Source organism: Agromyces luteolus (assembly GCF_009729855.1).
Classification (GTDB): domain Bacteria; phylum Actinomycetota; class Actinomycetes; order Actinomycetales; family Microbacteriaceae; genus Agromyces; species Agromyces luteolus.
On sequence record NZ_WODA01000010.1, the window covers coordinates 1 to 25,470 of the forward strand.

The window sequence follows — 25,470 nt, forward strand, 5'->3', positions numbered from 1 at the left end:
TCGCCGGTGGTCCAGGCGTCACCCGAGCCGGAGCCCGACCCGGTCGTGACCTCGGTGGTGGCGTCCTCCGAGTGGGAGTCGCCGATGACCGAGACGGCGTTGCCGCCGATCGTGATCGGCGCCGACACGTCGACGATCGCCTGGCTGCCCGAGCCGATGCCGCCCTCGCCCGAGGTCACGGCGACGGGCTCCGAGGAGGCCGCGTCATCCGTCACGACCTCGGTCGTGGCATCCGTCGACTCGGAATCGCCGATGACCGACAGGGCGTTGCCGGCGATGGTGACCGGCAGGTCGATCGAGATCCCGACCTGGGTGCCGGAGAGGAGGCCGTCCTCCCCGGACGTTTCGGTGGCGTGCGCCACACCGGCGCCGAGGAGCATGAGCCCCCCGGTGAAGAGGGCCGCGGTGAGCGCCCTCGAGACGTACTTCTGCATGGTGAATGCTCCTGACTGGTTGGGTGTGATTCCGCTCGCGAGCGCGAGCGGCGACCGTGTCCGCCTGCGGGCAGGCGGGACGGCACCCGTCAGTCAGGGGTGGTGTCGGTCTCGTAGACCGGCGACGACGGCAGCGCGTCGTCGACCGCGGAGAGCACGAGCGACGCGAGCGCGTCGAGTTCGATTGAGCCGAGTCCCGCGTCGGAGCCGGAGGCGGTTCCGGAACCGGAACCGGAGGCGCTGCTGCCGCTCGCGGGCGCGCCCGATCCGAGCGGCGCCTCGGCGCCGCGGGGCGCATTCGCGGGTGCGAGCGTGCCGGGCGGGTCTCCCGGGGGTCCGAGGTCCGTGGCGGCAGCGGATGTCACGAGGCTCGGCTCGGCGGCGCCTCCGTCGACGGTGGCCCGCGGCCCGAGGTCGTCCTCGGGGCGCACGGACGCGGCATCCGCTCCGGTCGGATCACCGGTGCCGATCGGCGGGACCACCGCGATCGGGCTCTCGGGGTCGCCGGGCAACGGCAGCGACGGCACGAGCCCGTCGTCGGGCAGCGGTCCGAGGTCGCCGATCACCACGTCGAGCGTGTCGTCGACGGCGCCCACGACCGGGCCGAGCACGCCGCCCAGCGCGTCGTCGCCGAGGAGCGAGCCGACCACCGGCAGCGATCCGACGACGCCGTCGAGCGTGCCGACGACCGGGGCCGTGATCGTGCCGACCGGGGCGTCGCCGGCGATGTCGGACACGAGCGAACCGGCCTCAGCGGCCACCTCCGCGACCGTGTCGTCGACCGTGTCGACCGCGCCGCCGACGGCGGGCACGAGCGTCTCGACCGGCTCGGCCGCCTGCTCGACGACCGGCGCGACCGGCGCGGGCGGCGCGGGCGCGGCATCCGTCACGGTGTTCGTCACGGTGTCGACCGTCGCTGCGACGGGCTCGAGCACCGGGTCGACGACCTGCTCGACGACGCCGTCGACCGTGCCGTCGACGACGCCGACGACCGAGCCCACGGTGCCGAGGAGGCCGTTCGGCCGATCGTCGGCGGAGGCGCTCGACGGCGACGCGACGAGGCTCACGACGATCCAGGCGGCGGCGAGTCCGGTGCCGAGCAGGAGGGCGCGCACGAGCGGAGCCGTGCGGTCCACCGCGGCCGTTCGCATCCGCACCCCCAGGCGTCTCGGACAGGCGTCGTGGTTCGGACCATACCCCGGATGGGGGTCAGGGGTCCACCCCTCGGGCGGCGCGCTTCACAGGTTCCCGTTATCCGGACGCCCCCGTCCGCTGCGAGAATCGAACCCATGTCCCTCCTCGCGAAGCTCAGCATGCGCAACCGCGCACTCATCGCGCTCGTCACCGTCGTCGTCGCGATCTTCGGCGGCATCGCGCTGAACGGGCTGAAGCAGGAGCTGGCACCGTCGATCCAGCTGCCCCAGCTGTCGATCATCACGGCCTACCCGGGCGCGTCGCCCGACATCGTCAACGCGGACGTCTCGACCCCGATCGAGACGGCGATCCAGGGCATCACCGGGCTCGAGTCCACCTCGACCACGAGCTCGACGGGCGTGTCGCGCGTCGTCGCGAGCTTCACCTTCGGCACCGACCTCGCCTTCGCCGAGCAGAAGCTGCTCTCGTCGGTGAACCGCATCGCGCCGACCCTGCCCGACGACGTCGACCCGCAGGTCGTCGCGTTCAGCTTCGACGACCTGCCGGTGCTCGCGGTCGCCGTGACCGGGGCCGACGACCCGACGACGCTCTCCGACGAGATCACGCGCACGACGCTGCCGGAGCTGCGCGACATCGACGGCGTGCGCGACGCGACGCTCGTCGGCGACCGCGGTCAGCGCGTCGTGATCACGCCCGACGTCGAGGAACTCGCCCGCTACGGGCTCACGACGCAGGCGATCCGCGATGCGCTCCAGCAGAACGGCGTGCTGCTGCCCGCGGGCGAGATCACCGAGGGCGACTCGACCTTCGCCGTTCAGGCCGGCACGCGACTCGGCAGCGTCGACGACGTGAGCGCGCTGCCCCTCATCGGTGCGACCGAGCAGCAGCCGGTGCCCGGCGAGACGCTGCCCGACGGCACGGTGCCCGACGGGGCGCTGCCCGACGGCACCGACACCGGAACGGATGGCACGGACCTCGGAACCGACGGCACGACCCCGATCCCCGGGGCGGACGGCACGACGGGCACGGTCGCCGTGCCCGTGGCCCTCACGATCGGCGACGTGGCATCCGTCGAGCTCACCGAGAACCCCGAGACCAGCATCTCGCGCGTGAACGGCGAGCCCGCGCTCGCGATCTCCATCACCAAGCTGCCGTCGGCGAACACCGTCGAGGTCTCGAACGCGGTCGCCGCGGCGCTGCCCGACCTGCAGGCATCGCTCGACACGACGAACCCCGGCACCGAGTTCACCGTTGTGTTCGACCAGGCGCCGTACATCGAGCACTCGATCGAGTCCCTCGCCGTCGAGGGCCTCCTCGGCCTGGTCTTCGCCGTGCTCGTGATCCTCGTGTTCCTGATGTCGGTGCGGGCGACGCTCGTGACCGCGATCTCGATCCCGACGTCGGTGCTCATCACGTTCATCGGCCTGCAGGCCGCCGACTACACCCTGAACATCCTCACCCTGGGCGCGCTCACGATCTCCGTCGGGCGCGTCGTCGACGACTCGATCGTCGTCATCGAGAACATCAAGCGCCACCTCGTCGCGGGCGTCGACAAGGCGTCGACCATCGTGCACGCGGTACGCGAGGTGGCCGGCGCGATCACCGCGTCGACGATCACGACGGTCGCGGTGTTCCTCCCGATCGCCCTCGTCGAGGGCGTCACGGGCGAGCTGTTCCGGCCGTTCTCGCTCACCGTCACGATCGCGCTGCTCGCGTCGCTCCTCGTGTCGCTGACGATCGTGCCCGTGCTCGCGTACTGGTTCCTGAAGCCCGCGAAGCCGCGAAAGGGCCAGACCGAAGCGGATGCCGCGGCCGAGGCCGCCTTCGTCGACGAGGTGCAGGTCGCGCCCGCACCCGCGACGGCCGCGCCCGCGCAGGCGACGCCCGCCGCGCCGTCGTCGCTGTCCGGTGACGACGTCTGGCTCGCGCCCGAGCTCCGCGACGCCGACGGGGCGACCGGGCTCGGGTCGACGCCGGAGGCGCCCGCCGCTCCGGTCGCCGTCGCGGTCGCGGACGCGCCTCCCGCCGCCTCCCCCTCGGCCGGCGCAGGCCGCCCGCAGGACGAGCTGGAGCACCCGTCGCGCCTGCAGAAGGGCTTCCTGCCGATCCTCTCGTGGACGCTGAGGCACTCCGCGGTGACGATCATCGTCGCGGTGCTCATCCTGGGCGGCACCGTCGCGCTCGCGCCGTTCATGAAGACGAACTTCCTCGGCGACAGCGGGCAGAACACGTTCCGCGTGACGCAGGAGCTCCCCGTCGGCTCGAGCCTGGAGTACATGGCCGCCGCGTCCGAGCCGGTCGAGGAGGCCATCCGCGGGGTCGAGGGCGTCGAGACGGTGCAGGCCTCGATCGGCACCTCGACCGGCGGCGGCGCGCTCGCCGCGTTCGGCGGCGGCGGGACCACCGTCGCCTACAACGTCACGACCGACGAGGACGCCGACCAGCTCGCGCTCCAGGAGGAGGTGCGGGCCGAGCTCGCCGACCTCGAGGACGTCGGCGAGATCACGCTCGCCGCGCAGAGCGGGTTCGGCGCGTCGAGCGACATCGAGGTCGACATCACCGCCGCGAACGAGACGGACCTGCGCGCCGCGACCGACGCGGTGGTCGAGGAGCTCTCGGGCCTCGATTCCCTCACGCAGGTCACGTCGAACCTCGAGGCGTCGCAGCCGTACGTCGCGATCGAGGTCGACCGCGCCGCGGCCGCCGAGGCCGGCTACTCCGAGGTCGCGCTGGGCACGGTCGTGTCGGCCGCCATGCAGCCGCAGTCGGCCGGGTCGATCGTGATCGACGAGCAGACCCTCACGATCTATCTCGCGTCCGACGAGCCGCCGGCCTCCCTCGACGCGCTGCGGGCGCTCGAGGTGCCCACGCCCACCGGCACGGTGCGCCTCGACGAGCTCGCCACGGTCGAGCAGGTCGAGGGACCGGCATCCGTCACCACGGTGCAGGGACTGCGCAGCGCGACCGTGGCCGCGACCCCCGCGGGCGACGACCTCGGCACCGCGAGCGCCGACGTCCAGGGCGCGGTCGCCGCGGTCGACCTCCCCGACGGCACGTCGGCCTCGCTCGGCGGCGTCACGGCGGACCAGCAGGAGTCGTTCTCGCAGCTCGGGCTGGCCCTCCTCGCGGCGATCCTGATCGTCTACGTGGTGATGGTCGCGACGTTCAGGTCGCTGCTGCAGCCCCTGCTGCTGCTCGTGTCGGTGCCGTTCGCGGCGACGGGCGCGATCCTGCTGCAGGTCGTCACGGGCATCCCGCTCGGCGTCGCGTCGCTCGTCGGCGTGCTCATGCTCGTCGGCATCGTCGTCACCAACGCGATCGTGCTCATCGACCTCGTGAACCAGTACCGCGACCGGGGCATGACCGTGCGCGACGCGCTGCTGCACGGTGCCTCGAGACGTCTCCGACCCATCCTGATGACCGCGCTCGCGACGATCTTCGCGCTGCTGCCGCTCGCGCTCGGCATCACGGGCAGCGGCGGGTTCATCTCGCAGCCGCTGGCGCTCGTCGTGATCGGCGGCCTGCTGTCGTCGACCGTGCTGACACTGCTCGTGCTGCCCTCGCTGTACGACCTCGTCGAGGGCGGGCGAGAGCGGCGGCGCGAGAAGCGGGCCGCCAGGGCGGCCGCCGCGGCGCAGGAGGCCGAGCTGGCGACGGCGATGGCGGGCACGGCGCCGGGGGCCGTCGCCGAGGCCGACGGCGGCGGCGATTCCTCGGACGGCGACGCCGCCTCCGCGGACGCCTCATCGGACGACGACGCCGCAGACGGCGACGCCGCAGACGGCGACGCCGCTGACGGCGACACCGAGCCCGGTGACGCCGATCGGGACGGCGACGAGGGCGACCCGGGTCCGAAGCCCGTCAGCTGACGGGCGCGCGGGGTGGGGCCGGCTCCGGCCCCACCGCCTCGAGCCGCACGATGACCGCCTTCGAGACCGGGGTGTTGCTCTCCTCGGCGGCGCTCGCGAGCGGCACGAGCACGTTGGCCTCCGGGAAGTACGCGGCGGCGCAGCCGCGCGCCGTCGGGTAGGCGACGACCCGCTGGTTCGGCATGCGCCGGTCCGGCTCGCCCGGCCACTCGCTCACGACGTCGACGCGCTGGCCGTCGACGAGTCCGAGCTCGGTGAGATCGTCCGGGTGCACGAACACGACGTCCCGGCCCTTCCGGATGCCGCGATAGCGGTCGTTCAGGCTGTAGATCGTCGTGTTGAACTGGTCGTGCGAGCGCAGCGTCTGGAGGATCAGCCGGCCCTCGGGCCGCTCGAGGTGCTCGAGTTCGTTGACGGTGATCATCGCGCGCCCGGTCGGGGTGTCGAAGCGGCGCGCGTCGCGCGGGCCGTTCGGCAGCACGAACCCGCCCTTCCGCCGCACGTCGTCGTTGAACGACTCGAACCCGGGCACGACGCGTGCGATGCGATCGCGGATCAGGTCGTAGTCGCGCTCGAACTCGCGCCACGGGATGCCGTGGCGGCCGCCGAGCGTCGCCTCGGCGAGCCGGCAGACGATCGCGACCTCCGAGAGCAGGCCGTGGGCGACGGGCGGGATGGCGCCGTGGCTCGCGTGCACGGCGCACACGCTGTCCTCGACCGACACGAACTGGGGACGGCCGTCCTGGAGGTCGATCTCCGTCCGGCCGAGGGTCGGCAGGATGATCGCCTCCTCGCCCGTGACGACGTGGGACCGGTTGAGCTTGGTCGAGACCTGGACCGTGAGCTTCGCGCCGCGCATGGCCCGCTCCGCGGCATCCGTGTCGGAGATCGCGCCGACGAAGTTGCCGCCCATCGCGACGAACACGTCGAGGTCGCCGCGCTGCAAGCCCTGCACGGTCTGCAGCGAGTCGGCGCCCTCCTCGCGCGGCACCGGGAAGCCGAACTCGGCCTCGAGCGCGGCGAGGAACCGCTCGGGCATCTTCTCCCAGATGCCCATCGTGCGGTCGCCCTGCACGTTGCTGTGGCCGCGGATGGGCGACGCGCCGGCTCCGGGCCTGCCGATGTTGCCGCGCAGCAGCAGGAGGTTCACGATCTCGCGGATGGTCGCGACGGCCTTCCGCTGCTGGGTGAGGCCCATGGCCCACGTGATGATCACGCGGTCAGCGGCGAGGTAGTCGGCCGCGAGCGCGTCGATCTCGTCGGGGTCGAGGCCGGTCGCCGCGAGCACGGTCGCCTCGTCGAGGTCGGCGAGGTGCGCGCGGAACGCCTCGAGCCCCATCGTGTGCCGGTCGAGGAAGTCGTGGTCGAGCACCGTGCCCGGCGCGGCGTCCTCGGCGTCGAGCACGCGCCTGGAGACGGCCTGCAGCAGGGCCATGTCGCCGCCCGAGCGGATCTGGAGGAAGCGGTCGGCGATCGCCGTGCCCTTCCCGAGGAGGCCGCGCACCTTCTGCGGGTTCCGGTAGCGGATGAGTCCCGCCTCGGGCAGCACGTTCACGCTCACCACGCGCCCGCCCGCCCGCTTGGTCTCCTCGAGGGCGGTGAGCATGCGCGGATGGTTCGTGCCCGGGTTCTGGCCCATGACGATGACGAGGTCGGCCTTCGCGAAGTCGTCGTAGTGCACGGTCGACTTGCCGACGCCGATCGTGGAGAGGAGGGCCGTGCCGGTCGACTCGTGGCACATGTTGGAGCAGTCGGGGAGGTTGTTCGTGCCGAAGGCGCGGACGAAGAGCTGGTAGAGGAACGCGGTCTCGTTCGCCGTTCGGCCGCTCGTGTAGAACGCGGCGCGGTCGGGGGTCTCGAGCGCGTTCAGCCGGTCGGCGATGATCCCGAACGCGTCGTCCCAGGCGATCGGCTCGTAGTGGTCGGATCCCGCGCGCTTGTGCACGGGCTCGACGAGCCGGCCCTGCCGGCCGAGCCAGTACTCGTCACGGCCCTGCAGCGACGTGAGCGAGTGCTCGCGCCAGAACTCGCGGGGCACGGTGACCGGCGTCGCCTCCCACGTCGTCGCCTTCATGCCGTTCTCGCAGAACTCGAGCACGTTGCGGTGGCTCGGGTCGGGCCACGCGCAGCTCATGCAGTCGAAGCCGTCCCGCTGGTTGATCGCGAGCGCGAGCCGCGCGGTGCGCGAGAGACCCATGCGCGCGAGCGCGGGCTCCATGGAGTGCAGGATGCCGGGGACGCCGACCGCCCAGTCCTTTGGGTGCCCGACCTCGAGGTCGGGGTACGGCTCGGTCGTGCGCCCGTCGGCGCGGTCCGCCATCAGCTCGCCTCCGCCCGCACGGTGGCGGTGGCGTGCGCCTCCGCGTCGGATGGTGCGGCGATGCGCTCCTCGCCCGCGTAGACGACCATCGAGTCGCCGCGCAGGAACCCGACGAGGGTGAGGCCGGATGCCGCGGCGTGCTCGACCGCGAGCGACGACGGCGCCGACACGGCCGCGAGCACCGGGATGCCGGCCATGGTCGCCTTCTGCGCGAGCTCGAAGCTCGCCCGACCCGAGACCTGGAGGACCATGCCGCGGAGCGGCAGCAGCCCTTCGCGGGCCGCCCAGCCGACGACCTTGTCGACGGCGTTGTGGCGCCCCACGTCCTCGCGAAGCACGAGCAGCTCGCCCGTGCGTCCGTCGAAGAGCGCGGCCGCGTGCAGGCCCCCGGTGCGTTCGAACACGGCCTGCCCGGCGCGCATCCGGTCGGGGAAGCCGACGAGCAGCGCCGGATCGAGCCGAAGGTCGTCGCCAGTGACGTCGTAGGCCGAACGCGTCCGGACGGCGTCGATGCTCGCCTTGCCGCACACGCCGCACGAGCTCGTCACGGTGAAGTTCCGCTCGGTCGAGGCATCCGGTGCCGGCACGCCCGGTGCGAGGCCGACGTCGAGCACGTTGTACGTGTTCTCGCCCGGCGCGCCGCAGTGGATCGCGGCCGCGACCTGGTCGCCTCGCGCGACGACGCCCTCGGAGACGAGGAAGCCCGTGGCGAGGTCGACGTCGTGGCCCGGCGTGCGCATCGTGACGGCGAGCCGGCGCCCGCCGACCCGGATCTCGAGCGGTTCCTCGACCGCGAGATGGTCCTCCCGGCGCGAGGTCGCGCCCCCGACGGTGATCCGTGCGACCCGCGTCCTCGCGGTGATCCTGCCCATGCTCCCTGCCTATCACGCCGCCCTGCGCGCCGCGCGATCTACAGTGAACGAGTGGGCGAGGTCGATGCGGTGATCCTCATGGGCGGTCGCGCCGAGCGGCTCGGCGGCATCGCCAAGGGAGACCTGCGCGTCGACGGGACGACCCTGCTCGAGCGCGTCGTGGCCGCGGCCGGGATGGCGCGTCATCGCGTGGTCGTCGGCGACGCCGGCGCCACCGAACTGCCCGGCGATGTGGTCGTGGTGCGCGAGGAGCCGCCGTTCTCGGGCCCGGCGGCTGGGGTCGCGGCGGGCGTGGCCGCGCTGCCGCCGCGGCCCGGCGTCGCGGGGGAGGATGCCGCCGCCGGGGATGCCGCCGCCGACGCCGTGCTGCTCCTCGCGGGCGACCTCCCGTTCGTCGCCGAGGCGATCCCGCCGCTGCTCGCGGCGTTCGTGGGGGCGGATGCCGCCCGTGCGGATGGCGCGATGATCGTCGACGAGACCGGGCGGGCGCAGTACCTGACCGCCGTCGTCCGACGCGCTGCGCTCGATGACGCGATCGCCGCGGCCGGCCGGCTCGAGGGCGCGTCGATGCGCCGATTGGTCGCCGCGTTGCGTCTCGTCGACGTCGCGCTGCCCGGACGGGCGACGATGGACGTGGACACGTGGGCCGACGCACGCGCCGTCGGCGCGACGGCCGGCGAGGCCGACGGCACGGGTGACGGGTCGCGCAGCGCGACCGGCGCCGCGCCGGGCCCCACGACGGAAGGAGCATCGACATGAGCGACCAGGACGACCTGCACCGGGTGCTGGCCGACTGGGCCGACCGCGTGCGCGCCGAGCTCGACATCGCCGGCGCCCCGCTCGACCTCGACCTCGTGCTCGGCGTCGCCGGCGTGGCCGCGCACGCGGTGGTCCGGCCCGCCGCCCCCGTGACGACGTACCTCGCGGGCTACGCCGCCGGCCTCGCTGCGGCCGCGGGTGCCGATCCGGATGCCGCCGCGGCCGACGCGCTGGAGCGGGCACGCCGGCTCGCCGGCTCGTGAGCAGGCCCGTCGCGTGGGGCGAAGCGCGCGCCCTCGCGCGCTCGGCCGCGCCCGCGCCGTCCACCGAGCGCGTGCCGCTCGCGGAGGCGCTCGGTCGCGTGCTCGCGGAGCCGCTCGTGACCGCCATCCCCCTGCCGCATTTCGCCTCGGCGGCGATGGACGGCTGGGCGGTGTGCGGTGCGCCGCCGTGGCGGCTGCGTGCGGACGTCGCTGACGATGCCGCGCGTCCGGCATCCGCCGCCGGCGTTCTGGCCGCCGCGTCACCGGCCCGGCTCGAGCCAGGCGAGGCCGTCGCGATCGTGACGGGCGCGCCGGTGCCACCCGGTGCCGAGGCCGTGCTCCGGGTCGAGGCCGGGCGGGTCGACGGCGACATCCTCGAACCCATCGGCGAGACCGGACGGCACGACGTCGAGGGTCGGCGGCACATCCGGCCGGCCGGCGCCGAGGCGGCGATCGGCGATCGCCTGCTCGACGCCGGGGTCATCCTCACGCCGCCGCGCATCGCGCTCGCCGCGGCGACCGGCGCCGACGACCTCGCCGTGCGGCGTCGGCCGCGCGTGGCGCTGATCCTCACGGGCGACGAGGTCGTCGAGTCCGGCGTGCCCGCGTCCGGGGAGGTGCGCGACAGCTTCCGCGTGGCCATCCCGGCCGCACTGCGCGCGCTCGGCGCCGAGGTCGTCGCCATCCACCGCGTCGGCGACGATGACTCGGCGACCCGGGTCGCACTCACGGCCGACGACGTCGACCTCGTCGTGACGACCGGCGGCACGGGCCGCTCGAGCGCCGACCACGTCCGCACCGCGCTCGCCGCCGAGGGCGCCGACCTCGTCGTGCCCGGCCTCGCGGCGCGGCCGGGCGGGCCGACGCTGCTCGCCCGGCTTCCCGGCGCCGGCGGTCGCCTCGTGCTCGGCCTGCCGGGCAACCCCCTCGCCGCACTGCTCGGCCTCGTCGCGCTCGGCGCGCCGCTCCTGTCCGCGTGGACCGGGACCGCGGCCGCCTCCCGGACGGTCGCCGCGGCACGCGCGTTGCCCGGCCGCGCGCACTCCACCGGCCTCGTGCCCGCGACCGTCGTCGGCGGGGCGGCGACCCCGGCCGCGCACCTCGGTTCCGGGATGCTCCGCGGCCTGGCCGCGGCCGACGTGGTGCTCGTGGTCCCCCCGGCCGGCGTCGCGGAGGGCGGGTCCGTCGAGGCGCTGCCCCTGCCCTGGTCGGGCTGAGGACCTCGCCGACGACATTCCGGCCCGCCCCTTGCGCTGCGGGATACGGGTGGCCCGCCCACGTGTCGGCGCCGAGTGCGATGATCGGGGCATGGAACGCACCGATCGCGACGTCGACGAATTCCTGGCGGCGCTCGAGGGCGACCGGGCCGACGCCATGCGCGAGCTCGACCGCATCATCGGCGCCGAGTTCGCCGGGCTCGAGCGCGTGCTGTGGCAGGGCGTGTTCTGGGGCGGCACCGAGCAGGAGATCATCGGCTACGGTGCGATCACCCAACCCCGCCCCAAGGGCGGATCGGTCGACTGGTTCCTCGTCGGGCTCGCCGACCAGGCGAAGCACGTGAGCGTGTACGTGAACGCCGCGGAAGACGGCGCCTACCTGGTCCAGCGGCACGCGTCGGAACTCGGGCGCGTGAAGGTCGGCTCCGCCGCGATCGCGATTCCGAGCCTCGATCGGCTCGACCTCGACGCGTTCGTCCGAGTCCTCCGCCGCGCGAAGGAGCTCACGCCCGACGCGCGGTGAGGCCGGCCCGGTCGGCCGCCGCCCCAGTTCGCCCGCGGTTCACCGAAGCTTCACCCTCCCGTCGCATCGTGCCCACCCGGCCGCATGGGCCGACTCCGTACGGTCGGATGCATGTCCACCGAGGTGCCGCTCCACGAGCGGGTGCACGACACCCTGCGCGAGCGCATCGGACGCGGCGACTGGTCCGCGGGCATGCGACTGCCGAGCGAGGCGGCGCTGTGCCGCGAGTTCGGGACGAGCCGTGGTCCGGTGCGCCGCGCGCTCGCCGTGCTGCGCGAGGAGGGGTACGTCGTCGGCGGCCGCGGCCGTCCGCCGCTCGTCGGACGCGTCGTGCCCACGCAGCCGTTCTCGACGTTCACCTCGTTCACCGAGTGGGCGCGGGCGATCGGCCGCGAGCCGGGGCAGCGGACCCTCGAGGCGGGCACCCGGCCCGCCCCGTCGACCGTCGCGGGCTTCCTCGGGCTCGACGAGGGGGCGACGGTCACGCAGGTCGTCCGCCTGCGGTTGCTCGACGGCGTGCCGACCATGGTCGAGCGCAGCTCGTTCCCGCCCGAGATCGGCGCGCTGCTCGACGACCTCGACTGCGATCGCGGGTCGCTGCACGCGCACCTCGTCTCGCGCGGCGTCGACCTGCGGCGTGCACGGCACACGATCGACGCGGTCGCCGCCAACCCCCTCGACTCCGAGGTGCTCGAGGTCGGCGCCGGCAGCCCGCTCCTCCGCGAGCGCCGGATCACCTTCGACTCCGCCCGCCGGCCCCTCGCCTACGCCGACGACCGGTACCGCCCCGAGCTCGCGACCTTCACGATCGAGAACGAGGTCGACCGCCGCACGCCGCTCACGCGATCGCACCCCGCCGAGGCGGTTCGATGATCACGCTGGCCGTGCTGGCGTTCGAGGGTGCGGTGGTCCGGCGGTCGACGGATGCCGCGGCGCCGCCGCTGCTCGTCAAGGGCGTCGAGTCGACGCTCGCCGAGCTGCGTCGCCGGGGCGTCCGCGTCGTCCTCGTGTGCGAGGGGCGGCACCAGGATGCCGTCGACGCGCTCGCGCGTCTCGGCTGGTCGGTGGCGGACGACCTGCGCGCGCCGCGCGCCGTCGACGGCGTCGTGGCCGTCGACGACGTGGCATCCGCCCCGCCCGCGCCCTTCGTCGTGCACCACGCCATGGAGCTCGCCGGCACGCTCGACGTGCGCCAGGTGCTCGTCGCCGGCGACTCGATCGCGATGCTCGAGGCGGGTCGCTCGGCCGGGGCCGGGTGGGTCGTCGGCGTGCTGAGCGGCGCCGCCCGTCGGCCCGAGCTCGCGTCGGTGCTGCACGACGCGATCCTCAGCGACGTCAACGACCTCGTCGCACTCGCGGTGCCCGCGGCTCCGACGCGCTGAGCCGAGGGGCGCCCGTCCTCAGCCCACGTGCGGCCCGAGGGGCGTGCCCTGGTGGAACAGCATCCGCGGCCGGTCGCCGGCGATCCGCCAGAGCGAGCTCCGACGACTCCGCATGCCGTCGGCGTCGAGCGTGTAGGTCAGCAGCGCGAGGTCGGATGCCACGAGCTCGACGTGCTCGCCGGTGACGACGGCCGACTGCACGTCGACCGCGTCGGGCCCGGTCATCACGTCGATGAGCTCGTCCCGCGTCCACAGCCGCCCGCTGCGGCCGATCTCGCGGAAGGACTCGTGGAGCAGGTCCTCGAGCGCCGTGGGGTCGCGCCGGGTCTCGGGCTCGAGCAGTCGGCGTTCGGCTCCGGTCACGAGCACGGCGATGGACTCGTCTTCCATGCCGCGAGCCTACGCCGTCGACCGCGCGCCCGGTTCCGGACGGGTGATCCGGGCGGAGGGTCGTTCGGCCGTTGCGCCCCGCTCGCGGGCGGGCACACGATGGAGCCATGGCGACCCCCCGCGACTTCGACCCCGCGTGCGAGGACCCGGCCGAGGTCGCCGGTCGCCTGGGCGTCGACCCCGACACCGGGCTCGACGCGTCGGAGGCCGAGGCGCGGCTGCAGGCGCACGGCGCGAACGAGCTCCGGCCGGCCAGCCGGGTGCCGTTCTGGCGCCGCGTCGTCGCGCAGCTCGCCGACCCGCTCATCGTGCTGCTCCTCGCGGCGGTCGTGGTGTCGGTCGTCGCCTGGCTCGTCGAGGGGGCGCACGGCTGGCCGATCGACGCGCTCGTGATCCTCGCGATCATCGTGCTGAACGCCGTGCTCGGGCTCGTGCAGGAGTCGCGGGCCGAGAAGGCGGTCGCGGCGCTCGCCGTGATGACCCGCGCGCACTCGACGGTGCTGCGCGACGGCGAGCTCCGCACGGTGACGAGCGACGAGCTCGTGCCCGGCGACGTGCTCGCGCTCGCCGAGGGCGACCGGGTCGGGGCGGACGCGCGGCTCGTGCGCGCGAACGCGCTGCGCGTCGCGGAGGCATCCCTCACCGGCGAGAGCCTGCCCGTCGAGAAGGACCCGGCGACGCTCGACCGCCGGGTGCCGCTCGGCGACCGTCACGACATGGTGTTCGCCGGCACCGCGGTCAGCCGCGGCACCGGGCGGGCGATCGTGACCGAGACGGGCATGGCGACCGAGATGGGCGCGATCGCGACCATGCTCGACGAGACGGTCGAGGAGCCCACGCCGCTGCAGGTGGAGGTCGCGCACCTCGGTCGCATGCTCGGCCGCATCGTCGTCGCGATCGCGATCGTCGTGATGCTCACCGTGACGATCGTCCAGGGCGTCGACACCCCCTCCGGGTTCGTGACGGTGCTGCTGCTCGGGGTCTCGCTCGCGGTCGCGGCCGTGCCCGAGGGGCTCCCGGCGATCATGTCGCTCGTGCTCGCGCTCGGCGTGCAGCGGATGGCGCGCCGGAACGCCGTCGTCAAGAAGCTCTCGAGCGTCGAGACGCTCGGGTCGGCCTCCGTCATCTGCACCGACAAGACGGGCACGCTGACCACCAACCAGATGACGATCCAGCGGATCGTCACGGCCTCGGGCGTCGTCGACCTCGGCGGCGTCGGCTACGCGCCGGTGGGCGCCGCGACCTCGAAGGGGCGGGAGCTCGGCGACGGGCCGCTCCGCGCCGAGGCGCAGCTCGTCCTCGGCGCCGGGTCGCTCGTCAACGACGCGCAGCTCGCCGAGCACGACGGGGTGTGGGAGATCGAGGGCGACCCGACCGAGGCGGCCTTCCTCGTCGCGGCCCGGAAGGTCGAGGGCGCGGCCGAGGAGGCGGCCCGGTACGGCCGCGTGGGCGAGGTGCCGTTCAGCTCCGAGCGCAAGATGATGTCGACCGCGCACCGGCACGAGGGCGGCGACGTCGTCGTGCTCAGCAAGGGGGCGCCCGACGTGCTGCTCCAGCACTGCACGCGCCTGCAGGTCGGCGACCGCATCGTGCCGCTCGACCCCGTTCGGCGCGCCCACGCGCTCGCCGAGATCGAGGCGCTCTCGGAGGAGGCGTTCCGCACGCTCGCGGTCGCGTACCGGCCGGCGCCGGAACTCGCGGGCCGCCCGCCCGGCGACCCGCTGCAGGCGGATGCCGCGGGGCCCGACGAGATCGCCGAGGAGGACCTCGTCTACGCGGGCGTCGTGGGCATCATCGACCCGCCGCGCCCCGAGGTGCGACCCGCGATCGCCGAGGCGCGCGCCGCCGGCATCCGCGTCGTCATGATCACGGGGGACCACCCGGCGACCGCTGCGCGCATCGCGCGCGACCTCGGCATCATCGGCGAGGACGGGATCGCCCTCCCCGGCGCGCGCCTCGACGGCATGGACGACAGGCAGCTCCGCGACGCAGTGCGGACGGTGTCGGTGTTCGCGCGCGTCGCGCCCGAGCACAAGCTCCGCATCGTCGACGCGCTCCAGGCCGAGGGCCTCGTCGTCGCGATGACCGGCGACGGCGTGAACGACGCGCCCGCGCTGAAGTCGGCCGACATCGGCATCGCGATGGGCATCACGGGCACCGAGGTCACGAAGGAGGCGGCGAAGATGGTGCTCGCCGACGACGACTTCGCGACGATCGTGCACGCGGTCCGCGAGGGCCGGGTGATCTTCGACAACATCCGGAAGTTCCTGCGCTACCTCCTCTACTCGAACATGGGCGAGGTGCTCACGGTGTTCCTCGGCGTCGTGTTCGCCGGGGCGCTCGGCTTCGCCGGGGCCTCCGACGAGGCCGTGGTGCTGCCGCTCCTCGCGACCCAGATCCTCTGGATCAACCTCGTCACCGACTCGGGCCCGGCGCTCGCGATGGGCGTCGACCCGGAGGTCGACGACGTCATGGCGCGGCCGCCGCGCGGCCTGCACGACCGCGCGATCGACCTCGGCATGTGGATCGGCATCGCCACGACGGGCATCGTGATCGCCGTCGCGACGCTGCTCACGATGGACGCCTTCCTGCCGGAGGGGCTGATCCCGGGCGGCACCGACACGTTCGAGACCGCGCGCACGGCCGGGTTCACGACGCTCGTGTTCGCGGGGCTGTTCACCGCGTTCAACGCGAGGTCGGCGACCTCGAGCGCGTTCCGGTCGGTCTTCGCGAACCGCTGGCTGTGGGGCGCGGTCGCGCTCGCCGTGGCGCTGCAGGTCGCCGTGGTGTCGTGGGCGCCGTTGCAGGTCGCCTTCGGCACGACGTCGCTGGATGCCGCGCACTGGGCGGTCTGCGTCGCGATGGCGTCGTCGGTGCTCTGGGTCGAGGAGCTGCGCAAGCTCGGCATCCGCGCGGTCGCGCGCCGACGCGCGGCGCGCACCACGGGCCCCGGGGCGACGGGTCCGAGCGTCGGAGCACCGGCGTCCGGGATCGCAGACACGCGGCCGCGCTGACCCGTGGGCCCGCGGCATCCGTCGTCGCTATCGTCGGCAGTATGACCGAGCCCGCCGCACTGTCGCACGATCCGCTCTGGCCGCGTGCCGGCGACTGGCCGTCGTTCGAGGCGATGGCGGATGGCGCGCGCGCCGCGCTCGCGATCCTCGGCGTCCCCGCGTGGCGCACCTCGCTGTCCCCCACCGCGGCGCACGCGACGCCGGCGGCGATCCGCGCCGCGCTGCGGCGCTACAGCCCGGCGCTCGTGCCCGATCGCTCGCGTGACCCGTTCTCCTCGCCGCTCGCCGACGGGATGGACCTGGGCGAGCTCGACCTCGTCGACGCCGGCGACATCGAGGAGCCCGACGGAGGGGCGGGGGAGGCGCGCACGCGCGCCCGCGTCGGCGAGCTGCTCGCGCGGTCGGAGGCGCTCCTCGCGCTCGGCGGCGACAACTCGGTCACCGTCGCGACCGCGCTCGGGGCGTGGGGCTCCGACCTCGCGACGGCCGGGCTCGTCACGATCGACGCGCACTACGACCTGCGCGACGGCGTCTCGAACGGCTCGCCCGTGCGCCGGCTGATCGAGGCGGGACTCGACCCGAGCCGAATCGTGCAGATCGGCATCCAGGACTTCGCGAACTCGGCCGCCTACGCGCGGCGCGCCACCGACCTCGGGATCACGGTCATGCACCGCAACGAGCTGCACCACCGCGTGCCGCACCTCGCGATGGCCGAGGCGCTCGAGATCGCCGGCGCCGCCGGCGGACCGGTCCACCTCGACGTCGACGTCGATGCGTGCGACCGCTCGGTCGTGCCCGCCTGCCCCGCCTCGGTGCCCGGGGGACTCGCGGCGTGGGAGCTCCGCGCGCTCGTCCGCGCCGCGGCATCCGACCCCCGCGTGCGCAGCGCCGACCTCGTCGAGATCGACGCGACCGCCGACGCCGCCGACGGGCGCACCGTGCGCCTCGCGGCGCTCTGCGTGCTCGAGTTCGCCGCCGGGGTCGCGTTGCGACTCGTGCCCGGACCCGCGGAGCCGGTGGTCGACCCGGCGTAGCACCACCTTACGTGCGGCGGTGCGAGCGTGTCCGATCCGGGTCCCGCGCACCGTGACGCGCCGCGCCCGCGGTGGCAGACTCGGCCCATGAAGACCCTCGTGCTCGTGCGTCACGCGAAGTCGGCGTGGGGTGATCCGACCCTGGCCGACCACGACCGGCCGCTGAACGATCGCGGGCGGCGCGACGCCCCGGAGATGGCGGGCCGGCTCCGCGAGCGCGGGGTCGTGCCGGACGCGATCCGCGCGAGCACCGCGGTCCGCGCGCGGACCACCGCTGAGGCGATGGCCGCGGCGCTCGAACTGCCCGCCGACGTGCTCGTGCTCGACGAACGCCTCTACGGTGCCGGCCCCGACGCGATCCTCGGCGTGGTCGCCGAACTCGACGAGGACGTGGGCACCGCCATGGTGGTGGCGCACGATCCGGGCATGTCCGACCTCGCCTACCGGCTCTCGGGCGAGATCGAGCACATGCCGACCTGCGCCGTCGCGGAGTTCCGGTTCGCGGTGTGGTCGTGGTCCGAGATCCCGGACGCGGCCGCGGTCGCGGTCCACCTCGACACGCCTCGCTGACGCCGCACGCCGCTCGCCGGTCAGCCCTCCGACGTCGCGAGCATCCGGCGCACGTACGGCGTCGCGGGCGCTGCGGCGAGCTCTTCGAGCGTGCCGCGCTGGGTCACGCGCCCGTCCTCGAGCACGAGGACGTGATCGGCGAGGGTCGCGGCATCCGCCCTGCTGTGCGTGACGACCACCGTCGCGCCGCCGAACTCGCGGACGTGCTGGGCGAGCTCGGCCCGCATGTCGTGTCGGAGCTCGACGTCGAGCGCCGACATCGGCTCGTCGAGGAGGAGCACCTCGGGCTCGGCCGCGAGCGCCCTGGCGAGTGCGACGCGCTGCGCCTGCCCGCCCGAGAGCTCGCCGGGCAGCCGGTCGGCGAGCGTGGTGAGGCCGTACCGGGCGAGCCAGGGCTCGGCGGCGGCGCGGGCGTCGTGCCGCGACCCGCGCATGCGCGCGGCGAATGCGACGTTGTCGCGCACGGTGAGGTGCGGGAAGAGGACGTAGTCCTGGAACAGCACGCCGACCCGACGCCGCTCGGGAGGGAGGCGGTCGACGTCGCGGTCGCCGATGCGCACGCGACCGGCATCGACCGGGACCAGCCCCGCGATCGCGGCGAGCAGGGTCGACTTGCCGGCGCCGTTCGGCCCGACGACGGCGAGCGGATGCCCCGGCAGCGCGTCGAACGCCGCCTCGACGCGGTGCGCGCCGCGCGTGACGGTGACGTCGGCGTGCAGGGCGGGACGCGCGCCGGCCGGCCCCCGCGGCGGAGGAGACGGCGCCGGCGTCTCGCGCGTCATCCGCGGACCCCCGGCAGCCATCGATCGCGGAGGAGCAGCAGCACGCCGACGGACACCGCGAGCAGCAGCAGCGCGAGCGCGATCGCCTCGTCGGGATCGGTCTGCATCGCGAGGTAGCTCGCGATCGGCAGGGTGCGGGTGACGCCCGGCAACGACCCGGCGAACGTGATCGTCGCGCCGAACTCGCCGAGCGCGCGCGTGAAGCAGAGCACCGCGCCCGCGGCGACCCCGGGTGCGACGAGCGGCAGCGTCACGTGCCGGAACACCTGCCAGCGCGACGCGCCGAGCGTCGCGGCTGCGAGCTCGGTCCGGCGGTCGGTCGATCGCAGCGCCCCCTCGACCGCGAAGACGAGGAACGGCAGCGCGACGAACACCTGCGCCAGCACGACGGCCCCGGTCGTGAACGGCACCGTGATGCCGAACAGGTCGTCGAGCGCGCTCCCGATCAGGCCGCGGCGGCCGAGCAGGAGCAGCAGCGCGATCCCGCCCACGACGGGCGGCAGCACCAGCGGCACCGTCACGGCCGCCCTGAGCAGCCGCCGCGCCGGCGTCGGCCACGCGGCCGCGCGCGCGAGGAGGACGGCGAGGGGCACCCCGAGCATGAGGCAGACGCCCGTCGCCGCGGTCGCGGTGCCGAGCGAGAGCACCAGGGCCTCGAGCACCGACTCGCGGGCGAGCAGCTCGCCGAGCTCGCCCCACGGCGCGCGAGCGACCAGCGCGACGAGCGGCAGCACGAGGACCGCGAGGCCGACGCCGGCGAGCACGGCGACGGGCCACGCGAGGCCGCCGTGCGCGCGGGGCGGGCGTCGGCGCGTCGGCGCGCGGGGCGTCGTCTGCGGGGCGGTCACGGCGCGCCGAACCCCAGCCGGTCGAGCACGTCCCGGCCCTCCGGACCCGTGACGAACGCCGTGAACGCGGCCGCGGCGGCCGGGTGCGGCGCCTCGGCGAGCGCCGCGATCGGGTAGCGGTTGACGACGGATGCCGCGGCCGGCACGTCGATGCCCTCGACCGACCCGCCGGACGAGCGCACGTCCGTCCGGTACACGAGCCCCGCGTCCACCTCGCCGAGCGCGACCTTGGTGAGCACGGCCTTCACGTCGGACTCGAGCGTGTCGGGCGCCGCGTCGACGCCCGCCTCGTCGAGCAGCGTCGCGGCGGCGGCGCCGCACGGCACGCTCTCGTCGCAGAGCGCGATCCGGAGCTCCTCGCGCGCGAGGTCGTCGAGCCCGGCGATCCCCGCCGGGTTGCCAGTGGGCACGGCGAGTTCGAGGGTGTTCGTCGCGAAGACGGTCGCGTCGTCGGCGAGCCCGGCGTCGACGACGGTCGCCATCGGCGGTTCGGCTGCGGCCGCGAACACGTCGGCCGGGGCGCCCGCGACGACCTGCTGCGCGAGTGCGGCGCTGCCGCCGAGGTTCAGCACCACGTCGACCTCGGGATGCCGCTCCTCGAACCGTGCGGCGAGCTCCTCGAACGCGTCGGTGAGGGAGGCGGCCGCGAACACCGTGATCGTGCCGGACTCGAGGGCGTCCGCGGTCGAGGGGGTCGCGGGGCCGGGGCCGCCCGTGCCGTCCGCGTCGCCCGCGCCGCCCGCGCACGCCGCGAGCACGCCGACCACGGCGGCGGCGAGCGCGACGCGTGCGACGCGGGAGCGGAGCATCCGTCGCCGTACGCCTCGCGCTCGTCGGCTCACCCGTCGACCCCGCCCGGCAGCTCGATCGAGACCACCGTGGCCTTGGCGCTCGCCGCGGCGAGCATGCCGGGTTCGAGTCCGAGCTCGTCCGCGGCCTCGCGGCTCATGAGCGAGACGATGCGGAAGGGGCCTGCGCGCAGCTCCACCTGGGCCATCACGCCGTCCCGCCGGACGGCGGTGACGAGGCCCACGAACCGATTGCGCGTCGAGGCGCGCGCGAGGGGGAAGGCCTGCGCGAGCGCGCCGCCGTCGGGTTCGTCGCCGAGCAGTCGGACGAGCTCCGACCCCGCGACCAAGCGCATGCCGTTCGGGCCCCGTTCGAGCTGGAGGCGCCCGGCCTCGGCCCAGCGCCGGACCGTGTCGTCGCTCACCCCCAGCAGGGCCGCCGCCTCGCTGATGCGGAAGGACGTCATGATCTCGTCCGCGGATGCGTCACCATACTGCGAGAATATCCGCACATGCGGGCAAAGTCCACCGCGGTCGCGGGGTGGCAGGTCGGCGGTCGCCAGGGCGCTCCGACCGCCGACGGCTCAGCCGGCGTGCAGCGAACGGTAGCGATCCGCGTCGATGGCCATCACGCGCGTCGTGCCGTCGTTCGCGATCTCCTCGAAGCCGAGCCGCTCGGCGAGCGCCTTCGATGCGGTGTTGCCGACCGTCATGTGCGCCTCGGCCACCGATCCGCCCAGTTCGTCGAACGCGAGACCGAGCATCGCGAGCCCCGCCTCGGCGGCGTACCCCTTGCCCTGCCACCGCGGACCGATGACCCAGCCGACCTCGAGCCGGCGGGACGCCGGTTCCAGGGTTCGCAGGTGCAGCGACGCGTCGCCGATCAGCCGATCGTCGAGGAGCACGGCCAGGGCGAGGAAGTCGTCGCGCTGCTCGAGCCGCGTGTGGTGCGTGCGGTGGAAGAGGTGCACGAACGACTCCGCCCGGGTGCGCAGCGGCCACGAGAGGTGCTCGACCACCGCCGGATCGGACTGCAGCTCGTACCAGGCGGCGGCGTCGGCCAGCCGATGCGGGCGCAGCCGGAGGCGTTCGGTGACGATCACGGGGGAGCGGACGCCGTCGGGGATGCGCGGTCCGCGCAGGAATCGCGGGCGCTGCGGGACGAGGTCGCGGACCAGGCGGAGCACGTCGGTCGATCCGTTTCGCCCGGCGCCGGGCGGTGCTCCTGTCGTGCGGCTCATCGAGGCCCCCTCATCACGCTCCCGCATTCGTCCACGCCGCGCAAGACCGAGATCGCGTCGTCCTCCGCCCGTGGGACCGCGGCACCTCGACGGCACGGCCTGCCTTCGACGGTAGGCGGCGTTCCTGTGAGGACGACAGGGATTGCCTGTGGCGCCCCGATGGCGTAGCCCTGCTGCGAGAATCGAGCCATGCCCCTCGATCCCGATGCGCCGCGGTTCGCGCGGCAGCGCGTCCTCCCGGGAATGGGCGCGGCCGGCCAGCGCCGACTCGCGGGAGCCCACGTCGTCGTGCTCGGCGCGGGCGGGCTCGGAAGCGCCGTGATCCCCGCGCTCGCCGCCGCGGGCGTCGGCCGGCTCACGCTCGTCGACGACGACGTGGTCGAACCCACCAACCTCCACCGGCAGACCCTCCACCACGACGCCGACGTCGGCCGGGCCAAGGTCGATTCGGCGACGGATGCCGCGCGGCTGCTCGCACCCGACGCGACCGTGCAGGGGGTGCGCGCACGATTCGACGCCGGCAACGCCGACGACCTGCTCGCCGACGCCGACCTGGTGGTCGACGGCACGGACGACATCCTCACCCGGTACGTCGCCGACGACGCGGCCGCGCGCGCCGGCATCCCGCTCGTCTGGGGCTCGGCGGCCAGGTTCTCCGGCCAGGTCGGCGTGTCGTGGGAGGCCCGCGGCGTCTCGTACCGCGACCTCTTCCCCGAGCCCCCGGCCGATGCGGGCCTCAGCTGCGAGGTCGACGGCATCCTGCCCACCGTGTGCACGGTGACCGGCGGACTGATGGCGGGCGAGGTGCTGAAGCTGCTCGCCGGGCTCGGTGAGCCGATGCTCGGGCGAGTCGCGGTCTACGACGCGCTCACGGGGCGGACCCGCGAGATCGCCTATGCGCGGGCCGAGGATGCGCCGCGCGCGACGGTCGCGACGGCGCGGCCCGTCGCCGCCGCCGGATCCCCCGGGCCGCCCGCGCCCGCCGAGGTCGACGCGGTCGCGCTCGCCGCCGAACTCGCGTCCGACGCTCCCCCGCGGCTGCTCGACGTGCGCGAGCCGTGGGAGGCCGACCTCGTCGCGATCGAGGGCTCGATCCTGATCCCGCTGCACGAGCTCGGGGCCCGGACCGGCGAGCTCGACCCCGCGGCATCCCTCGTCGTGTACTGCCACCTCGGCGTCCGCTCGAGGCTCGCCGCCGAGCACCTTCTCGCCGCGGGATTCGCCGAGGTGCGGAACCTGACGGGCGGCATCGACGCGTGGTCGCTCGCCGTGGACCCCGAGCTGACGAGGTACTGATGACCCGGATCCCGTTCGACGAGCACGCCCGGTTCGTGCGGTCCCTGCTGGCCCCGCTCGGAGCCCGCCCGACGGAGCGGGTCGCGGTGGCCGACGCGCTCGGCCGCACCACCGCGTCGCCCGTCGAGTCGCCGATCGACCTGCCGCCGTTCCGGAACTCGCAGATGGACGGCCTGGCCGTGCGGGCGGCCGACGTGGCCGGCGCGCCCGTCGAGCTCCCGGTCGTCGGCGAGTCCGCGGCGGCGCCGGGTGAGCCCACGCCGCTCGCGGCCGGCACCGCGGTGCGGATCATGACGGGCGCGCCCGTGCCCGACGGTGCCGACGCGGTCGTTCCGGTCGAGGACACGGAGGCCGTCGATGGCTCCGGGTCGGTGCGCATCCTCCGCGCGCGGGCCGCCGGCGAGTACGTGCGCGAGGCCGGGTCCGACCTCGCCGCCGGCGGCGACGTGCTCCCCGCCGGCATCCGCCTGGCACCGCGCCACCTCGCCGCCGCCGCCGCGTCGGGACTCACCGAGCTGCTCGTGCGCGAGCGCGTGCGCGTCGCCGTGGTGAGCACCGGCAGCGAGCTCGTCGAGCCGGGCACGCCGCTCGGACCGGGCGAGCTTCCCGACGCCAACGGCGTCGCGCTGCGCTCCGCGGTCGACGCATGCGGCGCCGTCGTCGTGCACGCCGGACGCGTCCGCGACGACGTGGCTCGCCTGCGCGCCGAGCTCGACGCCGCCGTCGACGCCGGGGCCGAGCTCATCCTCACGAGCGGGGGGATCTCGAAGGGCGCCTACGAGGTGGTGCGCGAGCTCATCGAGCCGCGCGGCGCGTGGGTCGGGTCCGTCGCGATGCAGCCCGGCGGCCCCCAGGCGACCGGGGTCCACCGCGGCGTGCCGCTCATCGCGTTCCCCGGCAACCCGGTCAGCGCCCAGCTCTCGTTCGCGCTGTTCGTCGCGCCGTCGCTCCGGGCGATCGCGGGCCTGCCGCCGGCTCGCACCGAGCGGATGCCGCTCGCCGAGGGCGTCCGGTCCGTTCCCGGGAAGCGGCAGTTCCTCCGGGGGAACCGCACCGCCGACGGGCTCGCGATGCCCGTCGGGGGCCCCGGGTCCCACCTCGTCGCCGCGCTCGCGGCATCCGAACTGCTCATCGTCATCCCCGAGTCGATCGAGGCGCTGGCGGCCGGCGCCGAGGTCGATACCGTGTACCTATGAGCGAGGGTCACATGAGCGAGCTCACGCACCTCGACGACGACGGCCGCGCACGCATGGTCGACGTCGGCGGCAAGCCCGTGACACGCCGCGTCGCCATCGCCGAGGGGCGGCTCGACACGACGGCCGAGGTCGTCGCGCTCGTCCGGTCGGACGGGCTGAAGAAGGCCGACGTGCTGCCCACCGCGCGCATCGCCGGCATCTCGGCGGCCAAGCGCACGAGCGAGCTGATCCCGCTCGCGCACATCGTGCCGCTCGACGCCGTGTCGATCGACTTCGGCTTCGAGGAGTCCGCCGTCACGATCCGGGCGACCGCGACGACCACCGGCCGTACCGGGGTCGAGATGGAGGCCCTGACGGCGGTCGCGGTCGCGGGCCTCACGCTGCACGACATGGTCAAGGCCGTCGACCCGGCGGCGCAGCTCGGCGGCATCCGTCTCGTCGAGAAGCGCGGCGGCAAGCGCGGCGTGTGGCGGGCGGATGACGCGGCGTCGCCCGAGACGCCGGCGACGGATGCCGCGGGCACGCGGAGGGCGATCGTGCTCGTCGCCTCGACCCGCGCCGCCGCCGGCACCGCCGACGACACGACGGGTCCGGTGATCGTCGGATGGCTCGGCTCGCGCGGCTTCGACGCGGCCGCGCCGCGCGTGGTCGCGGACGCCGACATCGCGGACGCGCTCCGCTCCGCCGTCGACGAGCAGCCGGCCGTGATCCTCACCACGGGCGGCACGGGCGTGAGCCCGACCGACCGCACGCCCGAGGCGACGCACGCCGTGCTCGATCGCGAGCTGCCCGGCGTCGCCGAGGCGATCCGCACCGCGGGTCGCTCCGCGACCCCGACCGCCGCACTGAGCCGGGCGCTCGCTGGCGTCGCCGGCCGCACGGTCGTCGTGAACCTCCCCGGTTCGCGCGGCGGCGTCGCCGACGGGCTCGCGGTGCTCGACGAGCTGCTGCCGCACCTCGTCGACCAGGTCGCCGGCGGCGACCACGCCGGGCGGCCGATCGCGGGCGCCGTGGGCGACGAGCCCGTCGGGGAGTCCGAGCGCATGGAGCACGGGGGAGCGCCGCATGCCTGAGCCCGACCGCCCGTCCGGTGCGGATCCGGAGGTCTACGCCCTGGTCACCGACGCACCCATCGACCGTGCCGCGGTCGAGTCGTTCGTCCTCTCCAGGCGCGACGGCGCGCTCGTGACGTTCGAGGGCGTGATCCGCGACCACGACCACGGCGAGACCGTGTCGGCCCTCGACTACTCCGCGCACCCCGACGCCGAGCGGTTCCTGCGCGAGACCTGCGCCGAGGTCGCCCGAGAGACCGGCCTCGCCGTCGCGGCGGCCCACCGCGTCGGCGCGCTCGGGATCGGCGACGTCGCCCTCGTGGCATCCGTCGCCGCCCCGCACCGCGCCGCGGCGTTCGCGGCGTGCGCGCTGCTCGTCGACCGCATCAAGGAGCGCACCCCGATCTGGAAGCGCCAGCACCTCGCGGGCGGCGCGACGGAGTGGGTGAACCTCTGACGCGTCGC

Annotated in this window: 24 protein-coding genes; 14 read left to right on the top strand and 10 right to left on the bottom strand. The window is 74.8% G+C overall.

What is annotated here, in order from left to right:
* On the bottom strand, window positions 1-434 hold a 434-nt coding region (locus tag GLX25_RS06765), incomplete at its 3' end, for a chaplin family protein (RefSeq protein ID WP_155841556.1).
* A gap of 89 nt (window positions 435-523) precedes the next feature.
* Entirely contained in the window at window positions 524-1,591 is a 1,068-nt protein-coding gene (locus GLX25_RS06770) for a hypothetical protein (protein ID WP_155841557.1), read from the bottom strand.
* Between the two features lie 132 nt (window positions 1,592-1,723).
* On the opposite strand from GLX25_RS06770, the gene GLX25_RS06775 reads away from it, so the two are divergent.
* Window positions 1,724-5,458, top strand: a complete 3,735-nt coding sequence (locus tag GLX25_RS06775; RefSeq protein WP_155841558.1) for an efflux RND transporter permease subunit — start codon at window positions 1,724-1,726, stop codon at window positions 5,456-5,458.
* On the opposite strand, the gene GLX25_RS06780 is transcribed toward GLX25_RS06775, so the two are convergent.
* Together GLX25_RS06780 and fdhD are read right to left on the bottom strand one after the other, a co-directional pair.
* The gene (locus tag GLX25_RS06780) at window positions 5,451-7,778 is read right to left on the bottom strand and encodes an FdhF/YdeP family oxidoreductase (protein ID WP_155841559.1); all 2,328 of its coding nucleotides are present in this window, start codon (window positions 7,776-7,778) and stop codon (window positions 5,451-5,453) included. The two genes, GLX25_RS06775 and GLX25_RS06780, sit on opposite strands and share 8 nt — an antisense overlap.
* The gene (gene fdhD / locus GLX25_RS06785; RefSeq protein WP_155841560.1) at window positions 7,778-8,650 is read right to left on the bottom strand and encodes a formate dehydrogenase accessory sulfurtransferase FdhD; all 873 of its coding nucleotides are present in this window, start codon (window positions 8,648-8,650) and stop codon (window positions 7,778-7,780) included. The genes GLX25_RS06780 and fdhD overlap by 1 nt, the downstream gene beginning before the upstream one ends.
* A gap of 51 nt (window positions 8,651-8,701) precedes the next feature.
* Between fdhD and mobA the strand changes: the two genes are divergently transcribed.
* The 6 genes from mobA to GLX25_RS06810 all read left to right on the top strand — a co-directional run bounded on the left by mobA (window position 8,702) and on the right by GLX25_RS06810 (window position 12,794).
* The gene (gene mobA / locus GLX25_RS06790) at window positions 8,702-9,409 is read left to right on the top strand and encodes a molybdenum cofactor guanylyltransferase (protein WP_271192575.1); all 708 of its coding nucleotides are present in this window, start codon (window positions 8,702-8,704) and stop codon (window positions 9,407-9,409) included.
* Window positions 9,406-9,672, top strand: a complete 267-nt coding sequence (locus GLX25_RS18320) for a DUF6457 domain-containing protein (protein WP_166548549.1) — start codon at window positions 9,406-9,408, stop codon at window positions 9,670-9,672. Before mobA ends, GLX25_RS18320 begins: the two co-directional genes overlap by 4 nt.
* Window positions 9,669-10,889, top strand: a complete 1,221-nt coding sequence (locus GLX25_RS06795; RefSeq protein ID WP_166548550.1) for a molybdopterin molybdotransferase MoeA — start codon at window positions 9,669-9,671, stop codon at window positions 10,887-10,889. Before GLX25_RS18320 ends, GLX25_RS06795 begins: the two co-directional genes overlap by 4 nt.
* Before the next feature lie 91 nt (window positions 10,890-10,980).
* Window positions 10,981-11,412, top strand: a complete 432-nt coding sequence (locus GLX25_RS06800; protein WP_155841562.1) for a DUF1801 domain-containing protein — start codon at window positions 10,981-10,983, stop codon at window positions 11,410-11,412.
* A gap of 111 nt (window positions 11,413-11,523) precedes the next feature.
* The gene (locus GLX25_RS06805; protein WP_155841563.1) at window positions 11,524-12,285 is read left to right on the top strand and encodes a GntR family transcriptional regulator; all 762 of its coding nucleotides are present in this window, start codon (window positions 11,524-11,526) and stop codon (window positions 12,283-12,285) included.
* Window positions 12,282-12,794 (top strand): HAD family hydrolase, encoded by a 513-nt coding sequence (locus tag GLX25_RS06810; protein WP_155841564.1) that lies wholly within the window; start codon window positions 12,282-12,284, stop codon window positions 12,792-12,794. The genes GLX25_RS06805 and GLX25_RS06810 overlap by 4 nt, the downstream gene beginning before the upstream one ends.
* Before the next feature lie 18 nt (window positions 12,795-12,812).
* Here the strand turns inward: GLX25_RS06810 and GLX25_RS06815 are convergent, their stop codons facing one another.
* A complete protein-coding gene (locus GLX25_RS06815) occupies window positions 12,813-13,184 on the bottom strand; it encodes a nuclear transport factor 2 family protein (RefSeq protein WP_155841565.1) in 372 nt (123 codons plus the stop codon).
* A gap of 107 nt (window positions 13,185-13,291) precedes the next feature.
* Between GLX25_RS06815 and GLX25_RS06820 the strand changes: the two genes are divergently transcribed.
* The 3 genes from GLX25_RS06820 to GLX25_RS06830 all read left to right on the top strand — a co-directional run bounded on the left by GLX25_RS06820 (window position 13,292) and on the right by GLX25_RS06830 (window position 17,802).
* Complete coding sequence (locus GLX25_RS06820; protein ID WP_155841566.1) at window positions 13,292-16,198, top strand: cation-translocating P-type ATPase; 2,907 nt, start codon at window positions 13,292-13,294, stop codon at window positions 16,196-16,198.
* A gap of 41 nt (window positions 16,199-16,239) precedes the next feature.
* Complete coding sequence (locus tag GLX25_RS06825) at window positions 16,240-17,232, top strand: arginase family protein (RefSeq protein WP_155841567.1); 993 nt, start codon at window positions 16,240-16,242, stop codon at window positions 17,230-17,232.
* A gap of 87 nt (window positions 17,233-17,319) precedes the next feature.
* Window positions 17,320-17,802: a SixA phosphatase family protein gene (locus GLX25_RS06830; RefSeq protein WP_155841568.1), complete on the top strand. Its 483-nt coding sequence runs from the start codon at window positions 17,320-17,322 to the stop codon at window positions 17,800-17,802.
* Between the two features lie 20 nt (window positions 17,803-17,822).
* Here the strand turns inward: GLX25_RS06830 and GLX25_RS06835 are convergent, their stop codons facing one another.
* The 5 genes from GLX25_RS06835 to GLX25_RS06855 form a co-directional block, all read right to left on the bottom strand.
* Window positions 17,823-18,584, bottom strand: a complete 762-nt coding sequence (locus tag GLX25_RS06835) for an ABC transporter ATP-binding protein (RefSeq protein WP_166548551.1) — start codon at window positions 18,582-18,584, stop codon at window positions 17,823-17,825.
* A complete protein-coding gene (locus GLX25_RS06840) occupies window positions 18,581-19,432 on the bottom strand; it encodes an ABC transporter permease (protein ID WP_166548552.1) in 852 nt (283 codons plus the stop codon). The genes GLX25_RS06835 and GLX25_RS06840 overlap by 4 nt, the downstream gene beginning before the upstream one ends.
* Window positions 19,429-20,241 (bottom strand): molybdate ABC transporter substrate-binding protein, encoded by an 813-nt coding sequence (gene modA, locus GLX25_RS06845; protein WP_155841570.1) that lies wholly within the window; start codon window positions 20,239-20,241, stop codon window positions 19,429-19,431. The genes GLX25_RS06840 and modA overlap by 4 nt, the downstream gene beginning before the upstream one ends.
* Window positions 20,242-20,270: 29 nt before the next feature.
* Window positions 20,271-20,687: a TOBE domain-containing protein gene (locus GLX25_RS06850; protein ID WP_155841571.1), complete on the bottom strand. Its 417-nt coding sequence runs from the start codon at window positions 20,685-20,687 to the stop codon at window positions 20,271-20,273.
* Window positions 20,688-20,804: 117 nt separating this feature from the next.
* Entirely contained in the window at window positions 20,805-21,461 is a 657-nt protein-coding gene (locus GLX25_RS06855) for a GNAT family N-acetyltransferase (protein WP_155841572.1), read from the bottom strand.
* Between the two features lie 189 nt (window positions 21,462-21,650).
* On the opposite strand from GLX25_RS06855, the gene GLX25_RS06860 reads away from it, so the two are divergent.
* Genes GLX25_RS06860 through GLX25_RS06875 form a run of 4 tightly spaced genes read left to right on the top strand, consistent with a single transcriptional unit; the run spans window position 21,651 to window position 25,462 of the window.
* Entirely contained in the window at window positions 21,651-22,757 is a 1,107-nt protein-coding gene (locus GLX25_RS06860) for a HesA/MoeB/ThiF family protein (protein ID WP_155841573.1), read from the top strand.
* Window positions 22,757-23,953: a molybdopterin molybdotransferase MoeA gene (locus GLX25_RS06865; RefSeq protein WP_155841574.1), complete on the top strand. Its 1,197-nt coding sequence runs from the start codon at window positions 22,757-22,759 to the stop codon at window positions 23,951-23,953. Before GLX25_RS06860 ends, GLX25_RS06865 begins: the two co-directional genes overlap by 1 nt.
* Window positions 23,950-25,026 (top strand): bifunctional molybdenum cofactor biosynthesis protein MoaC/MoaB, encoded by a 1,077-nt coding sequence (gene moaCB, locus GLX25_RS06870; RefSeq protein WP_309299153.1) that lies wholly within the window; start codon window positions 23,950-23,952, stop codon window positions 25,024-25,026. Before GLX25_RS06865 ends, moaCB begins: the two co-directional genes overlap by 4 nt.
* Window positions 25,019-25,462 carry a molybdenum cofactor biosynthesis protein MoaE gene (locus GLX25_RS06875; protein WP_155841575.1) on the top strand — a complete coding sequence of 148 codons (444 nt, stop codon included), beginning with the start codon at window positions 25,019-25,021 and terminating at the stop codon, window positions 25,460-25,462. Before moaCB ends, GLX25_RS06875 begins: the two co-directional genes overlap by 8 nt.
* The last annotated feature ends 8 nt before the right edge of the window (window positions 25,463-25,470 follow it).